The following is a 17,528-nucleotide window of genomic DNA, read 5'->3' on the forward strand; positions in this document are numbered from 1 at the left end:
AGCCTCGAATCTCGCGTCTTCGGTGAAGATCGACGGGAGCCCCTACTGTTCGAGGTCGATACCGCACGCGCAGGACTGAGATCTCGAGAGTGTCCTGCGCCTGAACCATGTTCACCCTCCGGGAACGGCGACGGCGCCGGAACTCCACTGGGTTCCGGCGCCGTCGCGGTATCCGATTCCGTCAGAAGGTCTTCTGGATCTCGAACTTGCCGCCGACCACCTTGAGCACCGCGAGGCCGTCGAGGGCCTTCGAGCCGTGGAAGTCAGGGCTGAAGGTGTAGATGCCGTTCACGCCGACCACCTTCTGGGTGTTGTTCTCGAGTGACGAGTTGATGGCGTCCCGCGTGTTCCGCGTGTCGGTCGGATTCGGGTCGTTCGCCTTCCGGATCGCGTTGACGAGGAGCGTCGCCGCGTCCCAGCCGTTCCCGTCGAACTGGCCGGGGGCGCCGTAGCCGGCGGCCTTGTAGGCGTTGACGAGGTCCTGGACCGGCTGGTACTGCGGGCTCGAGCTGCTGAGCGTGTCAGCCGCGAGGATGACAGACCCCTCGACGTACGTCCCCTCGGTATCCGGGGTGAGGTACGTGAGCGAGCCGGCGCCCGGTGACTGGAAGATCGGTGCAGTGAAGCCGATCTGCTTCGCGCTCTTCGCGATGTTCGTGTTCGTGGGCATCGTGCCCCAGACGAGCACGGCGTCCGGATTCGCTGCTCCGATCGTCCCGAGCTGCGCCGTCATGTCGGTCGCCGACGGGTCGAATGCCTCCTTGCCGGTGAGCGTCACGCCTTCCTGCTTCGCGACGCTGTCGATCTGGTTCGCCGGGTCCTGTCCGTAGCCGTTGTTCGCGTAGAGCATGGCGAGCTTGGTCCAGCCCTGCGACTTCGCGTACTCCACCTGCGCCCTGAGCGATGGCACGGTGCCGCTGTACTGCTTGTAGATATAGGTCGAGGCGGACGCCGGGGTCACGATGGCGTCCGACGAGCCCATCGTGACAGTCGGGATCCGCACCTCGGCAGCGACCGGCTGGAGCGCCGTGGACTCGCCGGAGGAGCCGGGACCGAGGATTGCCACGACGTCGCCGTCCTGGAAGGCGCGGAGCTGGTTGATCGCCTCGTCGTTGGTCGAGGTGGTGTCGACCTCCTCGAGGTGGATGGAGTGGCCGTCGATGCCGCCATTCTTGTTGAGGTTGTCGAAGTAGAGCTTGATCGCCTTCTCCTCGGGCACGCCGAGGGACTGGTAGGAGCCGGTGAGGTCGACGAGCACACCGACGTTGTACGGCGCGAGAGCAGCGCCGGAGGGCGACGACCCACTGCCACCGCCCGTCGAGGAACACGCCGCAACCCCGAGGAATACGGCTGCGGTGCCGGCGGTGATAGCTGTGGCCCGCCAGGCACGGATAGAGGACTTCATCATTAAAGGGCCCTTTCGTGGGTTTCATCGTTCGTCATTGAACTGACTGAACGGGCGCCGTCAACGACCTGTGCGGGTCGCAATTGACTTGCGTACGACGCCCATCTATCTTAAGTCAAGCAAACGCTTGTTCGTCTGTCAATCAAGAGGCTTCCAGATGCCAGACTGACCTGCGTATCTGAATCAGGGAGGCTTCAGTTGGACGTCGCCATGCAGTTGTTACTGTCTGGACTCACCGTCGGCGCTCTGTACGGCGCGATCGGCATGGGATACGTGATCGTGCACCGCCTCACCGGAATGGTGAACTTCGCGATGGGCGACATCGCTGCCGCCGGCGGCTTCGGCGCCGTCGTGCTCTCCGGAGTCGTGCCCCCGTTCGTCGCGATCCTCGGCGGGGCCGTCATCGCCGCCCTCGTCAGCGTCGCGATGTACCACGCCGCGATCAGCACGCTGCAGAAGCACGGGCTCATGGTGCAGACGATCGTCACGCTCGGCGTCAGCATCATCATCCGCTCTGCGCTGCTGCTCCTGTTCGGGACCGACCCGTCCCAGTTCGATCCGATCACCGGCGGCGACGCGCTGAACATCCTCGGCGGGCACATCATCCCCGAGTCACTCTGGGTGATCGGCCTCGCGGTGGTCGGCTGGCTCGGGCTCACACTGTTCTTCGACCGCACCCTCTCGGGGAAGGCGCTGAGCGCGTTCTCCGTGAACGCCTACGCAGCGAAAGTGGTAGGAATCAGCCTGCCGGTCATGGCGACGATCGCGTTCGCGTTCTCCGGCGGGATCGCCGGACTTGTGTTAGCGGCGCAGACCCCGACCTCATCGGTCACCGCGGACATCGGCGTCGCCCTCGGCCTGCAGGGCTTCATGGCAGCGATCCTCGGTGGCTTCGAGGACCTCAGGCTCACCCTCGCCGGGGGCTTCCTGATCGGCATCGTGTCGCAGGTTGTGGCCCGTTTCGTCAGCTCGCAGCAGCAGTGGACGATCCTCTTCGCGCTGCTCATCGTCCTGCTCATCGTGCGACCGCAGGGCCTCACCCGGAAGGTGGTCTCGGATCGTGTTTGACGCTGCGACTACCGCGCTGAAGATTCCTCGCCGGGGCGGCGTGCCGACCTGGCGGCACCTCGGCGGTGCGCTCGCCTGGATCGCCGTCGTGCTCGTGTACGCGTTCACGGCGAACTCGCACTTCGCGAGCGTCGGCTACCAGGTAGGGCTCACCGCACTGCTCGGGCTCGGCATGGTGCTCGTCATCGGCTACGCCGGGCAGTTCTCGCTCGCCGTCGGCGCCTTCTACGGCGTCGGCGGGTACGCCGCGATGATCTTCACGGTCAAGTTCGGGTGGTACGGCCTGCTCGCGCTCGTCATCGGCGCGATCGCAGCCGGCGCCATCGGGATGCTCGTGGCCCGGCCGGTGTTCCGGCTCCGCGGCCATTTCCTCGCGATGGCGACGCTCGCGCTGACCCAGGTCTTCTATCTGCTCTTCAACAACCTGGAATGGACCGGCGGCGCCTCGGGCGTCGGCGGCATCCCGGCGTTGAACCTCTTCGGCCTGCAGGTGACGACGCCGATGGGCCAGGTCATCGTCAACTGGATCATCGTCGGCATCGTGCTCTGGGGAGCCCTCATGCTCCGACAGGGTCGCGAGGGCCGCGCATTGCTCGCGATCCGCGGGCACGAAGCGGCCTCCGCAGCGGCCGGCATCGACATCGCGTGGTCGAAGACCCGCATCTTCACAATCGCCGCGGTCATCAGCGCGGTCGCCGGGTCGGTCTACGCCTTCGAGACGAAGTACGTCGCCCCCACCGACTTCGATCTCTCTGCGACGATCGACATCCTCATGATCGCCGTCCTCGGCGGGATGCGCAGCCCGTGGGGTGCGGTGATCGGTGCGATCGTCCTCGAAGCGCTCAAGGAGGTCACCGGGCTCTTCCTCCCCGTGATCTTCGGCATCGCCGGGGCCGGCGCGGCGCGGCAGCTCATCCTCGGCGTCATCCTCGTCGTGATCCTCGTGGTCCGGCCGGACGGAGTCGCCGGCGCACTGGGGCAGCTCATTTTCTGGGTCGTCCGGAAGATCCGCGGCGAGAACGGCCCCCCGGACCTGGCTGTCGAGGAGACCGGCGCGGAGACCTCTGACATGGCGGCGCTCCGGGCGGAGGAAGACGCCGCCGACACCCCCGTGATCGGCGACGCGGTCCTCCGTGCGACCGGGCTCGTGAAGCGCTTCGGCGGCGTGACCGCAGTGAACGATGTCGACCTCGAGATCCGCTCCGGCGAGGTGCTCGCCGTGATCGGACCGAACGGCGCCGGCAAGTCGACCCTTGTGAACCTCCTCTCGGGCAATCTGGTGCCGACGGCCGGCCGCATCGAAATCAGCGGCGTGGAGACCACGCGGCTGAAAGCCCACGAGGTCGCGCGGCTCGGCCTCGCCCGGACGTTCCAGACGCCGGCGCTCTTCGAAGGCATGGACGTGGTTTCGACGGTCAAGGTAGGTGCCCATACCCGCGGCAACGTGGGGATGCTCCGCGCCGCAGTGCCGACGATCGGCGCACTCCGCGAGGAGGGCCGCATCGACGACATCGCACGCTCCGTACTGAACCGACTAGGCCTCTGGACGTACGTCTTCCGCGACGCGAAGAACCTGTCGCTGGGCCAGCAGAAGCGCGTCGAGATCGCCCGGGCACTCGTCGCGTCACCGAAGGTCATCCTGCTCGACGAGCCATGCGCCGGCCTCAACAAAGCCGAGAAGGCCACCCTCATGCGGCTGCTCAGACAGCTCGGCCGTGAGGGAATCGCCGTGCTCGTTATCGAGCACGACATGGAGTTCGTGATGTCGGTCGCCGACCGTGTGCAGGTCATCGATTTCGGTGCCACGCTCCGCGTGGGCACCCCGGCGGAGGTGCAGGCTGACCAGGCCGTCATCGACGCCTACCTCGGTGTCTCGCACGAGCCGCCGGAGGTCACCGGCAGCGTCGCCACCACTGGAGCAGCGAAATGACGAACGCACTCGAAGTCAGCGGGATCACGTTCTCGTACGGCCGCGCCCGCGTCCTCAACGACGTGTCCTTCCACGTTGGCGCCGGCGAGATCGTGACGGTGATCGGCCCGAACGGCGCCGGCAAGTCGACGCTGCTCAACATCATCGCTCGCAGCCACCGGCTCCGCCGCGGGCGAGTGATGATCGCCGGTCGTGACACCGGGCGGATGCGGCAGAGCCAGGTCGTGCGCTCCGGTCTCGTGCTCGTCCCGGAAGGACGGCAGGTCTTCTCCTCGCTGTCGGTCGCCGACAACCTCGTCCTCGGCGGATACACCCGCCGACGGTCTGGCGGGGCGAAGGCGACTATGGACGAGGTCTTCACGGTGTTCCCGCGGCTCGCCGAGCGTCGGAAGCAGCTCGCCGGCACGCTGTCCGGCGGCGAGCAGCAGATGCTCGCGATCGGCCGCGCACTGATGAGCCGCCCGACCATCATGCTCCTCGACGAGCCGAGCCTCGGCCTCTCGCCGCAGATGACCGCACGCATCATGGACGTGCTCGGGACGCTGCGGAAGGAACAGGGTCTCACGATCGTGCTCGTCGAGCAGAATGCCAACGCGGCCCTTGCCCTCGCCGACCGCGGGTATCTGCTCAGCGGCGGCGAGGTTGTGCTCGAAGGCGCTGCCGACGCGCTCCGCGAAGACCCGGCGATCCGGCACATCTACCTGGGCGGCGTGGCGTCAGAGGCACCGGTCGCCGCCGGGATCGAACAAGTGCTGGACGCCGAGCTCGCCGCCGAATAGCACCCCCTCAGCAAACCCGAGCAGCGTCGAATCCTGGTTCTTCGCCGAAGCAATTGTCGGCGAGCCCGGCTCACGGATGCTCCACCCTCGCTCCCGCAACTCCATGAACCTCTGACGCTTGGCCGACAGCGGACGACACCGCGGCCCCTTCTTCGCACGACGACTCGATACCAACACGACCTTCACGATTCCGGAAGTGGGGCTCTTCGCAATCAAGCGGGTAGGTGTGGTCTGAATCCGCCGCTCTCGAGCAGGCTGCGGGTGATGTAGTTGCTGAGGTTGCGGAACCCGAGCGCGCTGCCGCGGAGGTGTTCGAGGCGTCCGTTGATCGCCTCGGTGGGACCGTTCGACGTGCCGGGCAGGTCGAAGTAGGCGAGCACATCATGGGCGCGGCGGTGCAGGGTGCGGCCGAGCCGGCGCAGCTCGGTGAGCGGCTCGGGGACGCCGCGGCGCAGCGACTCGATCACGGCCTGCAGCTCGTGTCGTCCGGTAGCCCGGTCGGGGTGCCGGCAGGCGGCCACGATGCGCTGGTAGACGCCCCAGGTCGCTTCGACCTCGACATGCTCGTCGATGCTGAACGCTCCGTGGATCCTCGCACGTTGCCGGTCGGTGAGGAACGCTTCCCCGGTGTGCAGGGCGCGGCGAACACCGTAGAGCGGATCCCCGGCATGCCCGCGATGCCCGAGAGTCTGCTGCTGGACCCGTTGCCGGCACCGGTCGAGCGCATCACCGGCGAGCTGGACGACGTGGAACGGGTCCATCACCTCGACCGCGTCGGGGAGGGCTTCGGCCGCGGCCGTCTTGAAGCCGGTGAACCCGCCCAACGCGACCACCTCGATCCCAGCCCGGAACGTTGGGTTCTGCTGCTCGAGCCAGGTCGTGAACACCGACTTCGAACGGCCCTCGACCATGTCCAGCAGCCGCGCCGGGCCGGTCTTGTCGCGCACCGGGGTGAGGTCGATGATCACCGTCACGTAGCGGTCCCCGAACCGGGTGTGTCGCCAAGCATGCTCATCGACACCGATCACCATCACCCCGTCGGAGCGAGTCGGGTCGCCGATCAGCCTCCGGCGGCCTTCCTCCAAAACAGCACTGTTGGCTGTGTGCCAGGACACCCCGAGCCGCGACGCGACTCGGCTGATCGCGAGATGGTCCACGACGAGCGCAGTGAGCGCCCAGGTGAGCGCGCCGCGCGACAGCTTCGACCTCGGCTCCGCCGCCGCAGCGGTGTCCTGCCGCCACGACCTGCCGCAGCCCGAGCTCGTCGAGACGGCAGAAGACGGTCAGATCCGCAGGGTCGAAGGTAGCGTTGAGCACGTCGGGGTCTTTCTCGGATGGTGAGCGTCAAGAACTTCCATCCTGGAAGACCTCGACCCGTCTCCGGGCCCGACGCGCTACCGACCTACCCCCTCTGTCAGCGCTCTTCGAAATCTAGGCCGGTTCCGCCCCGCCGCTGGCAGGACCTTGAGTCCTCGGAGCCGCGGAGTGCCCCAAGGACCACCGAGTGCGTACTCGAGGTGATTTCAGGGTGAACCCCTTCTGCGGCTGAACTGGCCGAGCGGGGGTACCTCCACTCGCTGTCGCTCGTGATGGCCACCGCTGTGGCATGGTCGATCAGGCGCTGCTGGGGCAGGTGTTGAGTCTCGACGAGTTCGCTCGTCGTGAGCTGCGCGCAGTCATCGGCGACTCGCTCGATGACGGGGACGTGTCGCCGGAGGTCGCGGTCGGCGCAGTGAGTGATGGACTGCCCGGCGAGAGCGTCGTGGGCGGTGAAGTGGTCGAAGACGCGCTGCGTCTGCTCGGCGCGCCCCTTCGCTACGGCGACCCGGTGCATGTGCTCGGGCGCACCGGGCTCCGCTGGGGCGAGGCCAGGGCGATGCTCGTGCACGACCTCATCGCGGTGCCGAAGCCGATGCTGGACGTCGTCCGCAACCAGCCTCAGGGCACCGCCGAGACCGCGGAGCGTGGGCGCCGGCGGGCCGGGGCGATTCCGGGGTGATTCCCCAGAACCTGAGAGCCCGGTCGGCCCCGCCGGAAAGACGAAAACCCCTGGTGAAACCAGGGGTTTTCCGTTGTCGGGGTAGCGGGATTTGAACCCACGGCCTCTTCGTCCCGAACGAAGCGCGCTACCAAACTGCGCCACACCCCGGTGCAACCGCCGGGCGGTTGACCTCGGCAAGTCTATATCGGCCGGCCGGCGCGTCGAAACGCGGCGACGAGACTCAGGTAATGTGCTCGCGAAATGGGGTGCGTGCCTCATTTGGGATCTGCTCGCGAAACGCTGGCGCTCGTTCGGGTGTTCGGGTGCTCGGGTGCTCGGGTGTGCTGGTGGGATGGGTTCGTTGTCGATGTCGACCAAGCGTGAGATCACGAAGAAGTACGCCCGGGAGTATGGGGCCGCGTCGAAGAAGGTGCGGGGGCGGATGCTGGACGAGCTGGTCGCGACGACGGGCTGGTCGCGGGCGAACGCCCGCCGGCAGGTGACCGCCGCGGGGAAGCGGCGCGGCCCGCAGAAGGCGGTGAAGCGGGTGCCACGGCCGCGCACGTACGGGTATGACACGTTGCGGCTGCTGATCAGGGTGTGGATGCTCGCCGGGCAGCCGTCGGGGAAGTATCTGGCCGCGACGATGCCGGTGTGGCTGCCGAAGCTGATCGAGCACGGCGAGTTCGGGGAGGACGCGCACCGGCTGACCGAGCACACCCGCACGCAGTTGCTGACCGCGTCGGGGGCGACGATCGACCGGCTGTTGAAGCCCACCCGGGACGGGGATGCGGCTGACCGGGATCTCGGGCACCAAGGCCGGGCCGCTGCTGCGCACCTCGATCACGGTCCGCAAGGCCGGTGACGAGCACGAACAGGTCCCCGGGTTCTGCGAGATCGACCTGGTGCTGCACTGCGGACCGACGCTGAAAGGCGAGTTCGCCCGCACCCTGACGGTCACCGACGTTCATACCGGGTGGACGGAGAACATCGCCCTCAAGAACGGGGCGCACCGGTGGGTGCTGGAGGCGATGCCCATCATCGAGGCGCGGCTGCCGTTCCGGCTGACCGGGATCGACAGCGACAACGGCGGCGAGTTCATCAACGAAGCACTCATCGGCTGGGCTGGCGAGCGGGACCTGTTCTTCACCCGCTCGCGCCCCTACCATTCCAACGACAACGCCCACGTCGAGCAGAAGAACGGCGACGTGGTGCGCCGGCACGCGTTCCACTACCGCTACGACACTCCCACAGAACTGCGGCTGCTGAACGAGCTCTACGCTCTCGTGAGGGTCCGGCTGAACCTGTTCACCGCGACCACCAAAGCGATCGGCTACCGCGTCAACCGGAACGGCAAGAACGTCCGCGTCTACGATCAGCCCCGCACCCCGTATCAGCGCGTCATCGACTCCGGCGTCCTCACCGCAGAAAAGGCCACGGAACTGGCCAGGATGTTCGACGCGGTCAACCCCGCCGACCTCACACGCGACATCATCGCGATCCAGACCAGACTGATCCACCTCGCCGCCGCGAAGACCGCCGCGATCAGCGCGGGCACTTCGCGAGCAAAACCAGGTGAGGCACGCACTCACCTTTCGCGAGCATCTTGACGTGAGTCGCTACGCGCGGCCCCTGGTCTGCCTCTGGTCTGCCTCTGGTCTGCTCGCGGTCACGCCGCGGTCGGCCCACGCTCACGCGACGCTCACGCCGCGGTCACACTGCGGTCACCCTGCGGTCAGCGTGAGGAGAGTCGCCTCGGGCGGGCAGGCGAAGCGCACCGGCGCGTAGATCGACGTGCCGAGCCCGGCCGAGACGTGCAGCAGCGCCGAATGCCCGCCGAAACCCCAGGTCGACTGCCCGGCCGCCTGGGCGCGCGGCAGGTCGCAGTTCGTCACGAGAGCCCCGAACCCGGGCACGCACACCTGGCCGCCGTGCGTGTGGCCGGCGAAGATCGCATCCGCTCCGCGGTCGACGAAGGCGTCGAGGATGCGCCGGTACGGGGCGTGGGCGACGCCGATGCGGACGATATCGCCGTCGGAACGCCAGGTCGTCGAGCCTTCCACGGCACTGCGGCCGCCGCCTTCCGCCGTGAGCTCGCCATCCCTGAGCTCGCCATCCCGGAGACCGGCATCCATGAGATCCAGGCGGTCGTAGCCGCGGTGCGGGTCGTCGACGCCGAAGAACTCGAACTCGACGCCCCGGATGGTCATCCGCGTCGCCGTGTTGTTCAGCGACGCCCAGCCCAGACCGTCCAGGTAGGCGCCGAGGGCCGCGACGTCGAGCGCCTCTCCGGGGTCGTCATTGCGCGACGGGCCGGCGAAGTAGCGCAACGGATTCTTCAGCTGCGGCCCGGTGTAGTCGTTCGAGCCCCAGACGTACACCCCCGGCACGCCGCGGAACCCGTCGTAGGCCGCCTCGAGCCCGGCGAGGCCGTCGCGGTGGCCGAGATTGTCGCCCGTCGTCACCACGAGATCCGGCTCGAGCGCGGCGAGAGCCCGCACCCAGCGCTGCTTGTCGTGCTGCCACGGCGCCATGTGCAGGTCGCTGAGGTGCAGCACGCGGATGTCGGGCGACCCGGCCGGCAGCACCGGCATCGTCAGCTCGCGCAGCACGAAGCTGCGCCGTTCGACGAGCGATCCGTACGCGAAGGCCACAGCACCCGCGAGGGCGACCGTCGCACCCGCGCGGGCCGGCCTGCTCACGGTTTGGAGTTCTTCTGGTGCCGGCTCTGGGTCGTGGTGGGGCTCGCCGACGGCGGCGCGGGGCTCGTCGGCGCGGTCGTCGGGGTCGCAGGCGGGGTCGTCGCGCTCGTCGGTGGCGGCGTCGCGGTGATCTTGATGTGGTAGCCGGGCCTCATGCCGGCGGGTCGATCGGCCGGCGTCGGGGTCTGCGAGGTCACGATCCAGTCCGGCTGCATGCCGGCCGTGCCGTTCACCGGTATCTCCTGGATGGCCAGGATCGCGGCGGTCGCGTTGGCCACCGTCATGCCGACCAGGTTGGGCAGCTGCACGAGGTCGCCCCTGCTGACCAGGACGGTGACGTTCGAGCCCGCCGCAAGGGAGGTGCCCGCCGGCGGAAGGGTGCCCGCCACCGTGCCGGCAGGCTGGTACGAGCTGACGTCGGCGCCCTTCGTGTAGTCGAATCCGTCGGCCTTGAGGATGGCCTGAGCCTGGTCGAGCGTTTTGCCCGTGAGATCCGGAGTCGGCTTGTTGTTGCTCACCAGGACGCTGCCCGTCGGCGCCGGGAACGCCGCGCCGCCGTAGTCCTTGTTGAGGGCGGCGATGATGACCTTCGCCGCATAGAGGCGGGCCTGCGCCGCCGACGTGTAGTTCACCGGCGCGTAGCGGGTGTTGGCGTAGTACGGCGTCGTGCAGCCGGGGGTGCTCTTGGCGATCTGGTCGCTCGTGCAGCCCGTCGCATACCGCGCCTGCACATTGCCCACCCAGGTCGCCTGGGCCACCTTCGTCGTCGAGCTCACCAGCCACACCTGGGACGCGTTATCCGTCGTACCCGTCTTGCCTATGATCGGGACGCCGTCGTTCGGGTTCGCGGCGGCGCCCGTGCCACCACCCTGAAGGGGCGTCTTCAGCGCCGTGATCACGCCGGCCGCGATGTTCTTGTCGAGCTTCTGCCGGCAGTCGGGCTGCGGCACCGGAAGGCTCTTCCCCGACGCGTCGACCACCTTGTCGATGAAGATCGAGTTGCAGTAGACGCCCGAGTTCGCCACCGCGCCGTACGCCGACGCGAGAGTCAGCGGCGCGAGCTCGTTGGTGCCGAGCACCGACGCCGGATTCGCGCGCAGCGTGCGCGGCTCGGGCGGGTTCGTGAACGTGTACGGGTAGGCGAGGTGCACGCCGAGGTCGATGGCGTCCTGGCGGATGTTGCAGAGATCGAGCGACGTCGCCATCTGCGCGAACGCCGTGTTCACCGACTGGCGGGTCGCCTGGAGGATGGAGAGCGGGCCGCCCTCGCCCGCGACGTCGTTGCCGACCTGCCAGATGCCGGCGGGGTCGGGCCCCTGCACGTTCGCCGGACAACTCGAGTGGAACTCGCTCTGCGGGTAGGTGTGCTGGGTGTACGGCGCCCCGATGATGTCGTTGATGGAGTGGCCCTGCTTCAGCCACTCGATGAGCGTGAAGAGCTTGTACGTCGAACCGGTCTGGAAGCCCGTCGTGCCGCCGAGGTCGGCATCCACGTCGTAGTTGACCTGCGTCGCGTCATGCTTGCTGAGATCGGCCGGGGCATAGCTGCTGCTCGCGGGCGTGCCGAACGGCCGGTTCTGCACCATCTCGACCACGCGGCCCGTATTGAGCTCGACCGCGACATTGCCGGCGCCGAGATCGAGATACGGGCTCGACGGCGGGAAGTAGTTGCTGATCGCGGCCTGCGCCTTCGCCTGCAGGTCGAGGTTGAGCGGGGTGTAGATCTTCAGGCCGCCCTGGCGCAGCTGGGCGGTGCGGGCGTCGGCGGTCGCGCCGAACGCGACGTTGTTCTGGAGGGTCGCGAGCACCGCCTGGCAGTAGAACGCCGCGTCGTACTTCGCCGCCGCCGCGCAACCGCTCGGCTGCTCGGTGAGCTTGCGCACGATCTTGGTCTTGACCGCCGCGTCGTGCTGGGCCTGCGTGATGCTGCCCTCTTTGAGCATCTGGTCGATGACGTAGTTGCGCCGCGTCAGAGTCTGGGTGAATCCGTTGGCCTTGGTGTTGCTGAAGACGATCGTGCCCTTGCTGTCCTTGACGACCGTGTCCTGGTCGATCCTCAGCAGGTTGGGGTTGTTGAGGATGGCGACGAGCGTCGCCGCCTGCTGGAGGTTGACCTTCGCCGCGGTGGTGCCGAAGTAATAGCGCGCCGCCGCCTCCACGCCGTAGACCTGGCCGCCGAACAGCGAGATGTTGAGGTAGCCCTGGAGGATCTGATCCTTCGTGTACTGCTGCTCGACGGTGATGGCGAGCTTGGCTTCCTCGATCTTCCGCTGTGTGGTCGCGGCGATGAAGCCGTAGTAGCAGTCCTGGTACTGCTTGTCGAGGGCGGCCTGGGCCTGCTCCTGCGTCTGGCTGTTGGTCGCCGTCGCGGTGATGTTGTACTGCTCGCACGAGTTGACCCGCACGTTCTTGACGTACTGCTGCGTGATCGACGAGCCGCCCTGAATCGTGCCGCCCTTGTGCAGGATGTTCGAGATCGCCGCGCGGATCGTGCCCTGGATGTCGATCGCGCCATGCTGGTAGAAGCGCGGGTCCTCGGTGTCGATCGCGGCCTGCTGGAGCAGCGGCGAGATCTGCGTGAGGGTGTCCTCGATGCGGTTCTGCGAGTAGAACGTCGCGATCGGGATGTTCTGCTTCTTGTCGTTGGTCGCGTAGATCGTCGACTGCAGGGCGAGCGCGTCGATCTTGAAGCTCGACGGAAGCGCGTCGAAGAGGCCGATGGAATCCTGCGTCGCGATCGCCGTCATGGCGACGACCGGAGTCACCGCGGCGGTCACGAGGATGCCCGCGACGGCGCTCATCGCGATGAAGGCGAGGAAGCTGCCGAGCATGGTCGAGGGGCGGAGCTTGCGGGCAGGCATAGGCTCTAGGGTACCGGGGGCTCTCGGACAGAACGCGTGCGAGGGGCTGCTCGGAGAGTTTTCACAAGGAGCGTTGGAGGAGCTTGATGGCCGCCGTCGGCACGCGCTGGGAGTACGTCACGACGCCGTTGCTGCTGCACCGCGAGACCGCGATCCTCAACAACTGGGGCGCGGACGGCTGGGAGCTCGTGCAGGTCGCCTCCGGCCCCGAGGGCGGGCTCATCGCGTTCTTCAAAAGAGAGGTCGCCTGAGATGTCGGTTGCGGATCGGCTGGCTTCGCTGGGGCTCGCGCTGCCCGAGGTCGCGGCGCCCGCCGGCGCGTACCTGCCGGCCGTGCGCTCGGGGATGCACGTCTACACGGCGGGGCAGCTGCCCTTCGTGTCCGGGGCGCTGCCGGCGTCGGGCAAGGTCGGAGAGGGGCACGGCCTCGTGCCGGCCGTCGACGCGAAGGACTACGCGCGGATCGCGGCGCTGAACGCGCTGGCGGCAGCCGGTTCGGTGGTCCCGCTGGACGCGGTGGTGCGCGTCGTCAAGGTCGTGGTGTTCGTGGCATCCGACCCGTCGTTCACCGGGCAGCCGGGGGTCGCCAATGGCGCGTCCGAGCTGCTCGCCGAGGTGTTCGAGGATGCCGGGCGCCATGCCCGCTCCGCCGTCGGCGTCGCGGTGCTGCCGCTGGATTCGCCCGTCGAGGTCGAGCTCGTCCTCGAGGTCGCGTAGCGGGCCCTCCGCGCCCGCAGCGAGCGGAAGCCGGCTGCCCTATTTCATCGTGCTGGCGATGATGCTCATGACCTGGGTGTCGGCGAGGGTGGTGGTGTCGCCGATCTCGCGGCCCTCGGCGACGTCGCGCAGGAGGCGGCGCATGATCTTGCCGGAGCGGGTCTTGGGCAGTTCCGCGACGATGAAGACCTGGCGGGGGCGGGCGATGGCGCCGATCTGCTTGGCGACGTGCTGGCGGAGGATCTCGGCGGCGTCCTCGGCCGCGGCGGCATCCACTTGCGAGTCCTTGATGATGACGAACGCCACGATGGCCTGGCCGGTGGTCTCGTCGGCGGCTCCGACGACGGCCGCCTCGGCGGTGAGGGGGTGGGAGACGAGCGCGGACTCGATCTCGGCGGTGGAGAGCCGGTGGCCGCTCACGTTCATGACGTCGTCGACTCGGCCGAGGAGCCAGATCTCGTTGTCCTTGTCGCGGCGGGCCCCGTCGCCGGCGAAGTACCAGCCCTGCGTGGCGAACTGCTCCCAGTAGGTGGAGACGAACCGGTCGGGGTCGCCCCAGATGCCGCGGGCCATGGCCGGCCAGGGCTCGGTGATGACGAGCAATCCGCCCTCGTCCGCGCCGACGGAGGCGCCGTCCTCGGCGACGATGTCGACCTCGATGCCGGGAAGCGCCACCTGGGCGCTGCCGGGCTTGAGCGTGGTGACCCCGGGCAGGGCGGAGATCATGATGCCGCCGGTCTCGGTCTGCCACCAGGTGTCGACGACCGGGGCGGTGTCGGCGCCGATGACCTCGCGGTACCAGATCCACGCCTCCGGGTTGATGGGCTCGCCCACGCTCCCGAGCAGACGCAGCGAGGACAGGTCGCGGTCCTCGGGGATGTGACGGCCCTGCTTCATGAACGAGCGCACCGCGGTCGGGGCGGTGTAGAGGATCGTGACGCCGTATTTGGCGACCACGTCCCACCACCGGCCCAGTGCCGGGTAATCCGGCGTGCCCTCGTAGAGCACCTGCGTGGCCCCGTTCGCAAGCGGCCCGTAGACGACGTAGGAGTGCCCGGTGATCCAGCCGATGTCGGCGGTGCACCAGTACACGTCCGTCTCCGGCTTGAGGTCGAAGACGTTCCGGTGCGTGTACGCGGCCTGGGTGAGGTAGCCGCCGGTGGTGTGCAGGATGCCCTTCGGCTTCCCCGTCGAGCCGGAGGTGTAGAGGATGAACAGCGGATTCTCCGCGGGGAACGGCTTCGCCTCATGCTCATCGGAGACCTGCGCGAGCTCGTCATGCCACCACAGGTCGCGGCCCGTCGTCCAGGCGACGTCATTGCCGCCGCGGCGGACCACGAGCACATGCTCGACCGTGTGCGCGCCATCCTGGAGGGCTTCGTCGACCGCGGGCTTGAGCGGGGAGACCTTGCCGCGCCGGAATCCGCCGTCGGCCGTGATGACGAGCTTCGCGGCGGCGTCGTCGATCCGCGAGCGCAGCGAATCGGACGAGAACCCGCCGAAGACGACCGAGTGCACCGCCCCGATGCGCGCGCACGCCAGCATCGCGACGACCGCCTCCGGGATCATCGGCAGGTAGATCGCCACCCGGTCGCCGGCGCCCACCCCCAGCGCGGTGAGCAGGTTCGCCGCCTTCTTCACCTCGACGAGCAGCTCGGCGTACGTGATCGCGCGGCTGTCGCCCGGCTCGCCCTCGAAGTGGATCGCCACCCGGTCGCCGAGACCGGCCAGCACATGCCGGTCCAGGCAGTTGAACGCCACGTTGAGCTCGCCGTCGGCGAACCACTTCGCGAACGGCGGATTCGACCAGTCCAGCGTGTGCGCGAAGGGGGTGTGCCAGTGCAGCAGCTCCCTGGCCTGGTCCGCCCAGAAGCCCAGCCGATCCTCGCCCGCGCGCTCGTACAGCTCCGCGGTCGCCACCGCGTTCGCCGCGAACTCCGCCGACGGCGGAAACCGCCTGGCCTCATGCAGCAGGTTCTCGATCGTGTCAGCCATGACGTTCCTTTGCGCGAGCCGGGTGGGGGATTCCCGAAACACGACCATACTGCGGCAATTCCACCCATTGCGCCCGCCGCATTCGGGAATACACTGTCAACCGGCCGAAGAAATTCTGGCTTGTGGCGCGCAGATTCCCCCCAATCGGGCGCCACCGAGGCCGCACCAGTTCCCCCAACCGGTGCGGCCCCCCTCTTTTTTAACGACCATTATTTTCTAACGACCATTCGTTTTTAACGACCCCTGTTGTTTTTAGCGAAGGGGGTCGCCCACGCGGCGCGGACGATGGCCTCGTCCTCCACATCTCGGCATCCCGGCTCGGCGGTGCGAGCAGACAGTGCTGCGACGGGCGGGTTCCGTGAGGCGCCGCCTACCGTCCGGGCCGTGTTCCCGTTTCCCCTGCTCTCCGCACGCGGCCGCGCTGCGCCGCCGAGCGCGCCGCTGGCCCTGTTCGACGACCGTGCGGACGCGGCCGTCGACGCGCTGCAGGCGAGGCTGCGGAATCCCGGCGTCACCGACGTCGTCGTCAACGGCTCGGCCGGGCTCTGGACCGACAGCGGCTTCGGGCTGCGCCGCGACACCGCGTGGCAGCTCGACGAGGCCGGCGTGCGCGCGCTCGCCGTACGGCTCATCGCGCTCGGCGGCCGGCACCTCGACGAGGCGAGCCCGTGCGTCGACGCGGTGCTGCCGACCGGCGAGCGGGTGCACGCCGTCCTCGCACCGGTCTCGGCGTCGGGGACGCTCCTCTCGATCCGGGCACCGAGCCGCGCCTGGTCGTTCGACGCGCTCGTCGCCACGGGGATGCCAGGGGCGTTCGAGCGGCCGCTGCGCGCCGCCATCGCCGAGCGCCGCAGCGTGCTCGTCACCGGAGCGGCCGGCAGCGGCAAGAGCACCCTGCTCGGCGCGCTGCTCGGCCTCGCCCCGGCGGCGGAGCGCCTCGTCCTCGTCGAGGACGTCGCGGAACTGCGGGTGCGCCATCCGCACGTCGTCGCCTTGCAGGCCCGGCAGGCGAACGTGGAGGGCGCCGGCGCGATCGGCCTGGACCGGCTCGTGCGCGAGGCGCTGCGGATGCGGCCCGATCGGCTCGTCGTGGGCGAGGTGCGCGGTGCCGAGGTGCGCGACCTCCTCGTCGCGCTCAACACCGGGCATTCCGGCGGCGGGACGCTGCACGCCAACTCGCTCGCCGACGTGCCCGCCCGCCTCGAAGCGCTCGGGGCGCTCGCCGGCCTCGACATGCCAGCGCTCGCCCGCCAGGCGGGCAGCGCCATCGACCTCGTCGTGCACGTCGCACGCACCGACGGCGCGCGGCGGGTCACCGGCCTCGCCCGGCTCGTCGCGGGGGAGCGCCTCGAGATCGACGAGCTCGCCGCCGCAGACCTGCGGAGCGCCGCATGACCGCCGTCGCCGCCGCCTGCCGCACCCTCGGCGCACTCGTGTCGGCCGGGGTGCCGCTGCCCGTCGCCGTCGCCCACGCCGGCGCGCTGCCGATCGGCCCCGAACACGACCTCGCGGATGCCGCGCTGCGCGTCGCCCGCGAAAGCGGCGCACCGCTGTCCGCGGCCCTGGCGCGGCTCGCGGAGACGCTCGACGCCGCCGACGCCGCGCGTCGCGAGGTGCGGATCGCGTTCGCGGGGCCGAAGGCGACCGTGCGGCTCGTCGGCTTCCTGCCGCTCGTCGGACTGCTCCTCGGCGCGTGCCTCGGCTTCGACACCTTCGGTGTGCTGTTCGCCCGCCCGACGGGCTGGGCCTGCCTCGTGCTCGGGGCCGGGCTCATGTCCGCGTCCTGGCGATGGAGCGCCGCGCTGCTGGCGCGCGCCCAGCCGGTCGACTCGGCGCCGGGCTTCGCGCTCGAGCTCGTCGCGATGGCGATGGGCGGGGGAGCCGCGCTCGATCGCGCCTGCGCGCTCGCGGAATCCGCGCCGAGAGGAACGCCCCAGTCGAAGGCGCCGAGATCGCGCCTGCGCGCTCGCGGAATCCGCCCGCCCCCCGGGTCCCGCCGAACAGGCCGCGCTCGCCGAGGCCCTGGCGGTCGCCCGCGACACCGGCGCACCGGTCGCCGCGCTGCTGCGCGCGCACGCCGCGCTGCTGCG

General features: G+C 69.0%; 14 protein-coding genes, 1 tRNA gene and 1 pseudogene. 10 read left to right on the forward strand and 6 right to left on the reverse strand.

Annotation, left to right across the window (positions count from 1 at the left end; translation table 11 throughout):
• Nucleotides 1-181: 181 nt before the first annotated feature.
• Nucleotides 182-1,405, reverse strand: a complete 1,224-nt coding sequence (locus tag M7D61_RS04570) for an ABC transporter substrate-binding protein (RefSeq protein WP_298228055.1) — start codon at nt 1,403-1,405, stop codon at nt 182-184.
• A gap of 210 nt (nt 1,406-1,615) precedes the next feature.
• Between M7D61_RS04570 and M7D61_RS04575 the strand changes: the two genes are divergently transcribed.
• The 3 genes from M7D61_RS04575 to M7D61_RS04585 are packed head-to-tail and all read left to right on the forward strand — an operon-like array spanning nt 1,616 to nt 5,182.
• Nucleotides 1,616-2,473, forward strand: coding sequence for a branched-chain amino acid ABC transporter permease (locus tag M7D61_RS04575; protein ID WP_298228056.1), 858 nt, complete (start codon nt 1,616-1,618; stop codon nt 2,471-2,473).
• Nucleotides 2,466-4,403, forward strand: coding sequence for a branched-chain amino acid ABC transporter ATP-binding protein/permease (locus tag M7D61_RS04580; RefSeq protein WP_298228058.1), 1,938 nt, complete (start codon nt 2,466-2,468; stop codon nt 4,401-4,403). Before M7D61_RS04575 ends, M7D61_RS04580 begins: the two co-directional genes overlap by 8 nt.
• Complete coding sequence (locus M7D61_RS04585) at nt 4,400-5,182, forward strand: ABC transporter ATP-binding protein (RefSeq protein ID WP_298228060.1); 783 nt, start codon at nt 4,400-4,402, stop codon at nt 5,180-5,182. The genes M7D61_RS04580 and M7D61_RS04585 overlap by 4 nt, the downstream gene beginning before the upstream one ends.
• A gap of 212 nt (nt 5,183-5,394) precedes the next feature.
• Here the strand turns inward: M7D61_RS04585 and M7D61_RS04590 are convergent.
• A pseudogene (locus M7D61_RS04590) lies at nt 5,395-6,435 on the reverse strand (ISL3 family transposase); the annotation flags it as partial.
• Between the two features lie 353 nt (nt 6,436-6,788).
• On the opposite strand from M7D61_RS04590, the gene M7D61_RS04595 reads away from it, so the two are divergent.
• On the forward strand, nt 6,789-7,181 hold the full coding sequence (locus M7D61_RS04595) for a hypothetical protein (protein WP_298228062.1): 393 nt from the start codon (nt 6,789-6,791) through the stop codon (nt 7,179-7,181).
• A 76-nt stretch (nt 7,182-7,257) separates the two neighbouring features.
• Here M7D61_RS04595 and M7D61_RS04600 read toward each other — a convergent pair.
• A tRNA-Pro gene (locus tag M7D61_RS04600) sits at nt 7,258-7,331 on the reverse strand.
• A gap of 82 nt (nt 7,332-7,413) precedes the next feature.
• Here M7D61_RS04600 and M7D61_RS04605 point away from each other — a divergent pair.
• Nucleotides 7,414-8,028 (forward strand): hypothetical protein, encoded by a 615-nt coding sequence (locus M7D61_RS04605; protein ID WP_298228064.1) that lies wholly within the window; start codon nt 7,414-7,416, stop codon nt 8,026-8,028.
• Complete coding sequence (locus M7D61_RS04610) at nt 7,952-8,773, forward strand: transposase family protein (RefSeq protein ID WP_298228065.1); 822 nt, start codon at nt 7,952-7,954, stop codon at nt 8,771-8,773. The genes M7D61_RS04605 and M7D61_RS04610 overlap by 77 nt, the downstream gene beginning before the upstream one ends.
• Before the next feature lie 114 nt (nt 8,774-8,887).
• On the opposite strand, the gene M7D61_RS04615 is transcribed toward M7D61_RS04610, so the two are convergent.
• Both M7D61_RS04615 and M7D61_RS04620 read right to left on the reverse strand, forming a co-directional pair.
• On the reverse strand, nt 8,888-9,865 hold the full coding sequence (locus M7D61_RS04615) for a metallophosphoesterase (RefSeq protein WP_298228068.1): 978 nt from the start codon (nt 9,863-9,865) through the stop codon (nt 8,888-8,890).
• Nucleotides 9,862-12,726 carry a transglycosylase domain-containing protein gene (locus M7D61_RS04620; protein WP_298228070.1) on the reverse strand — a complete coding sequence of 955 codons (2,865 nt, stop codon included), beginning with the start codon at nt 12,724-12,726 and terminating at the stop codon, nt 9,862-9,864. The genes M7D61_RS04615 and M7D61_RS04620 overlap by 4 nt, the downstream gene beginning before the upstream one ends.
• Before the next feature lie 86 nt (nt 12,727-12,812).
• Between M7D61_RS04620 and M7D61_RS04625 the strand changes: the two genes are divergently transcribed.
• Nucleotides 12,813-12,977, forward strand: a complete 165-nt coding sequence (locus M7D61_RS04625) for a hypothetical protein (RefSeq protein WP_298228072.1) — start codon at nt 12,813-12,815, stop codon at nt 12,975-12,977.
• A 1-nt stretch (nt 12,978) separates the two neighbouring features.
• Nucleotides 12,979-13,443: a RidA family protein gene (locus tag M7D61_RS04630; RefSeq protein ID WP_298228074.1), complete on the forward strand. Its 465-nt coding sequence runs from the start codon at nt 12,979-12,981 to the stop codon at nt 13,441-13,443.
• A gap of 39 nt (nt 13,444-13,482) precedes the next feature.
• On the opposite strand, the gene acs is transcribed toward M7D61_RS04630, so the two are convergent.
• Nucleotides 13,483-15,438 carry an acetate--CoA ligase gene (acs, locus tag M7D61_RS04635; RefSeq protein ID WP_298228076.1) on the reverse strand — a complete coding sequence of 652 codons (1,956 nt, stop codon included), beginning with the start codon at nt 15,436-15,438 and terminating at the stop codon, nt 13,483-13,485.
• A 384-nt stretch (nt 15,439-15,822) separates the two neighbouring features.
• Between acs and M7D61_RS04640 the strand changes: the two genes are divergently transcribed.
• Both M7D61_RS04640 and M7D61_RS04645 read left to right on the forward strand, forming a co-directional pair.
• Nucleotides 15,823-16,833, forward strand: coding sequence for a TadA family conjugal transfer-associated ATPase (locus M7D61_RS04640; protein ID WP_366083752.1), 1,011 nt, complete (start codon nt 15,823-15,825; stop codon nt 16,831-16,833).
• A partial coding sequence (locus tag M7D61_RS04645) for a type II secretion system F family protein (protein WP_298228078.1) occupies nt 16,830-17,528 on the forward strand: 699 nt, incomplete at its 3' end. The genes M7D61_RS04640 and M7D61_RS04645, both read left to right, overlap by 4 nt.

Source organism: Gryllotalpicola sp. (assembly GCF_027352875.1).
Lineage (GTDB): Bacteria > Actinomycetota > Actinomycetes > Actinomycetales > Microbacteriaceae > Gryllotalpicola.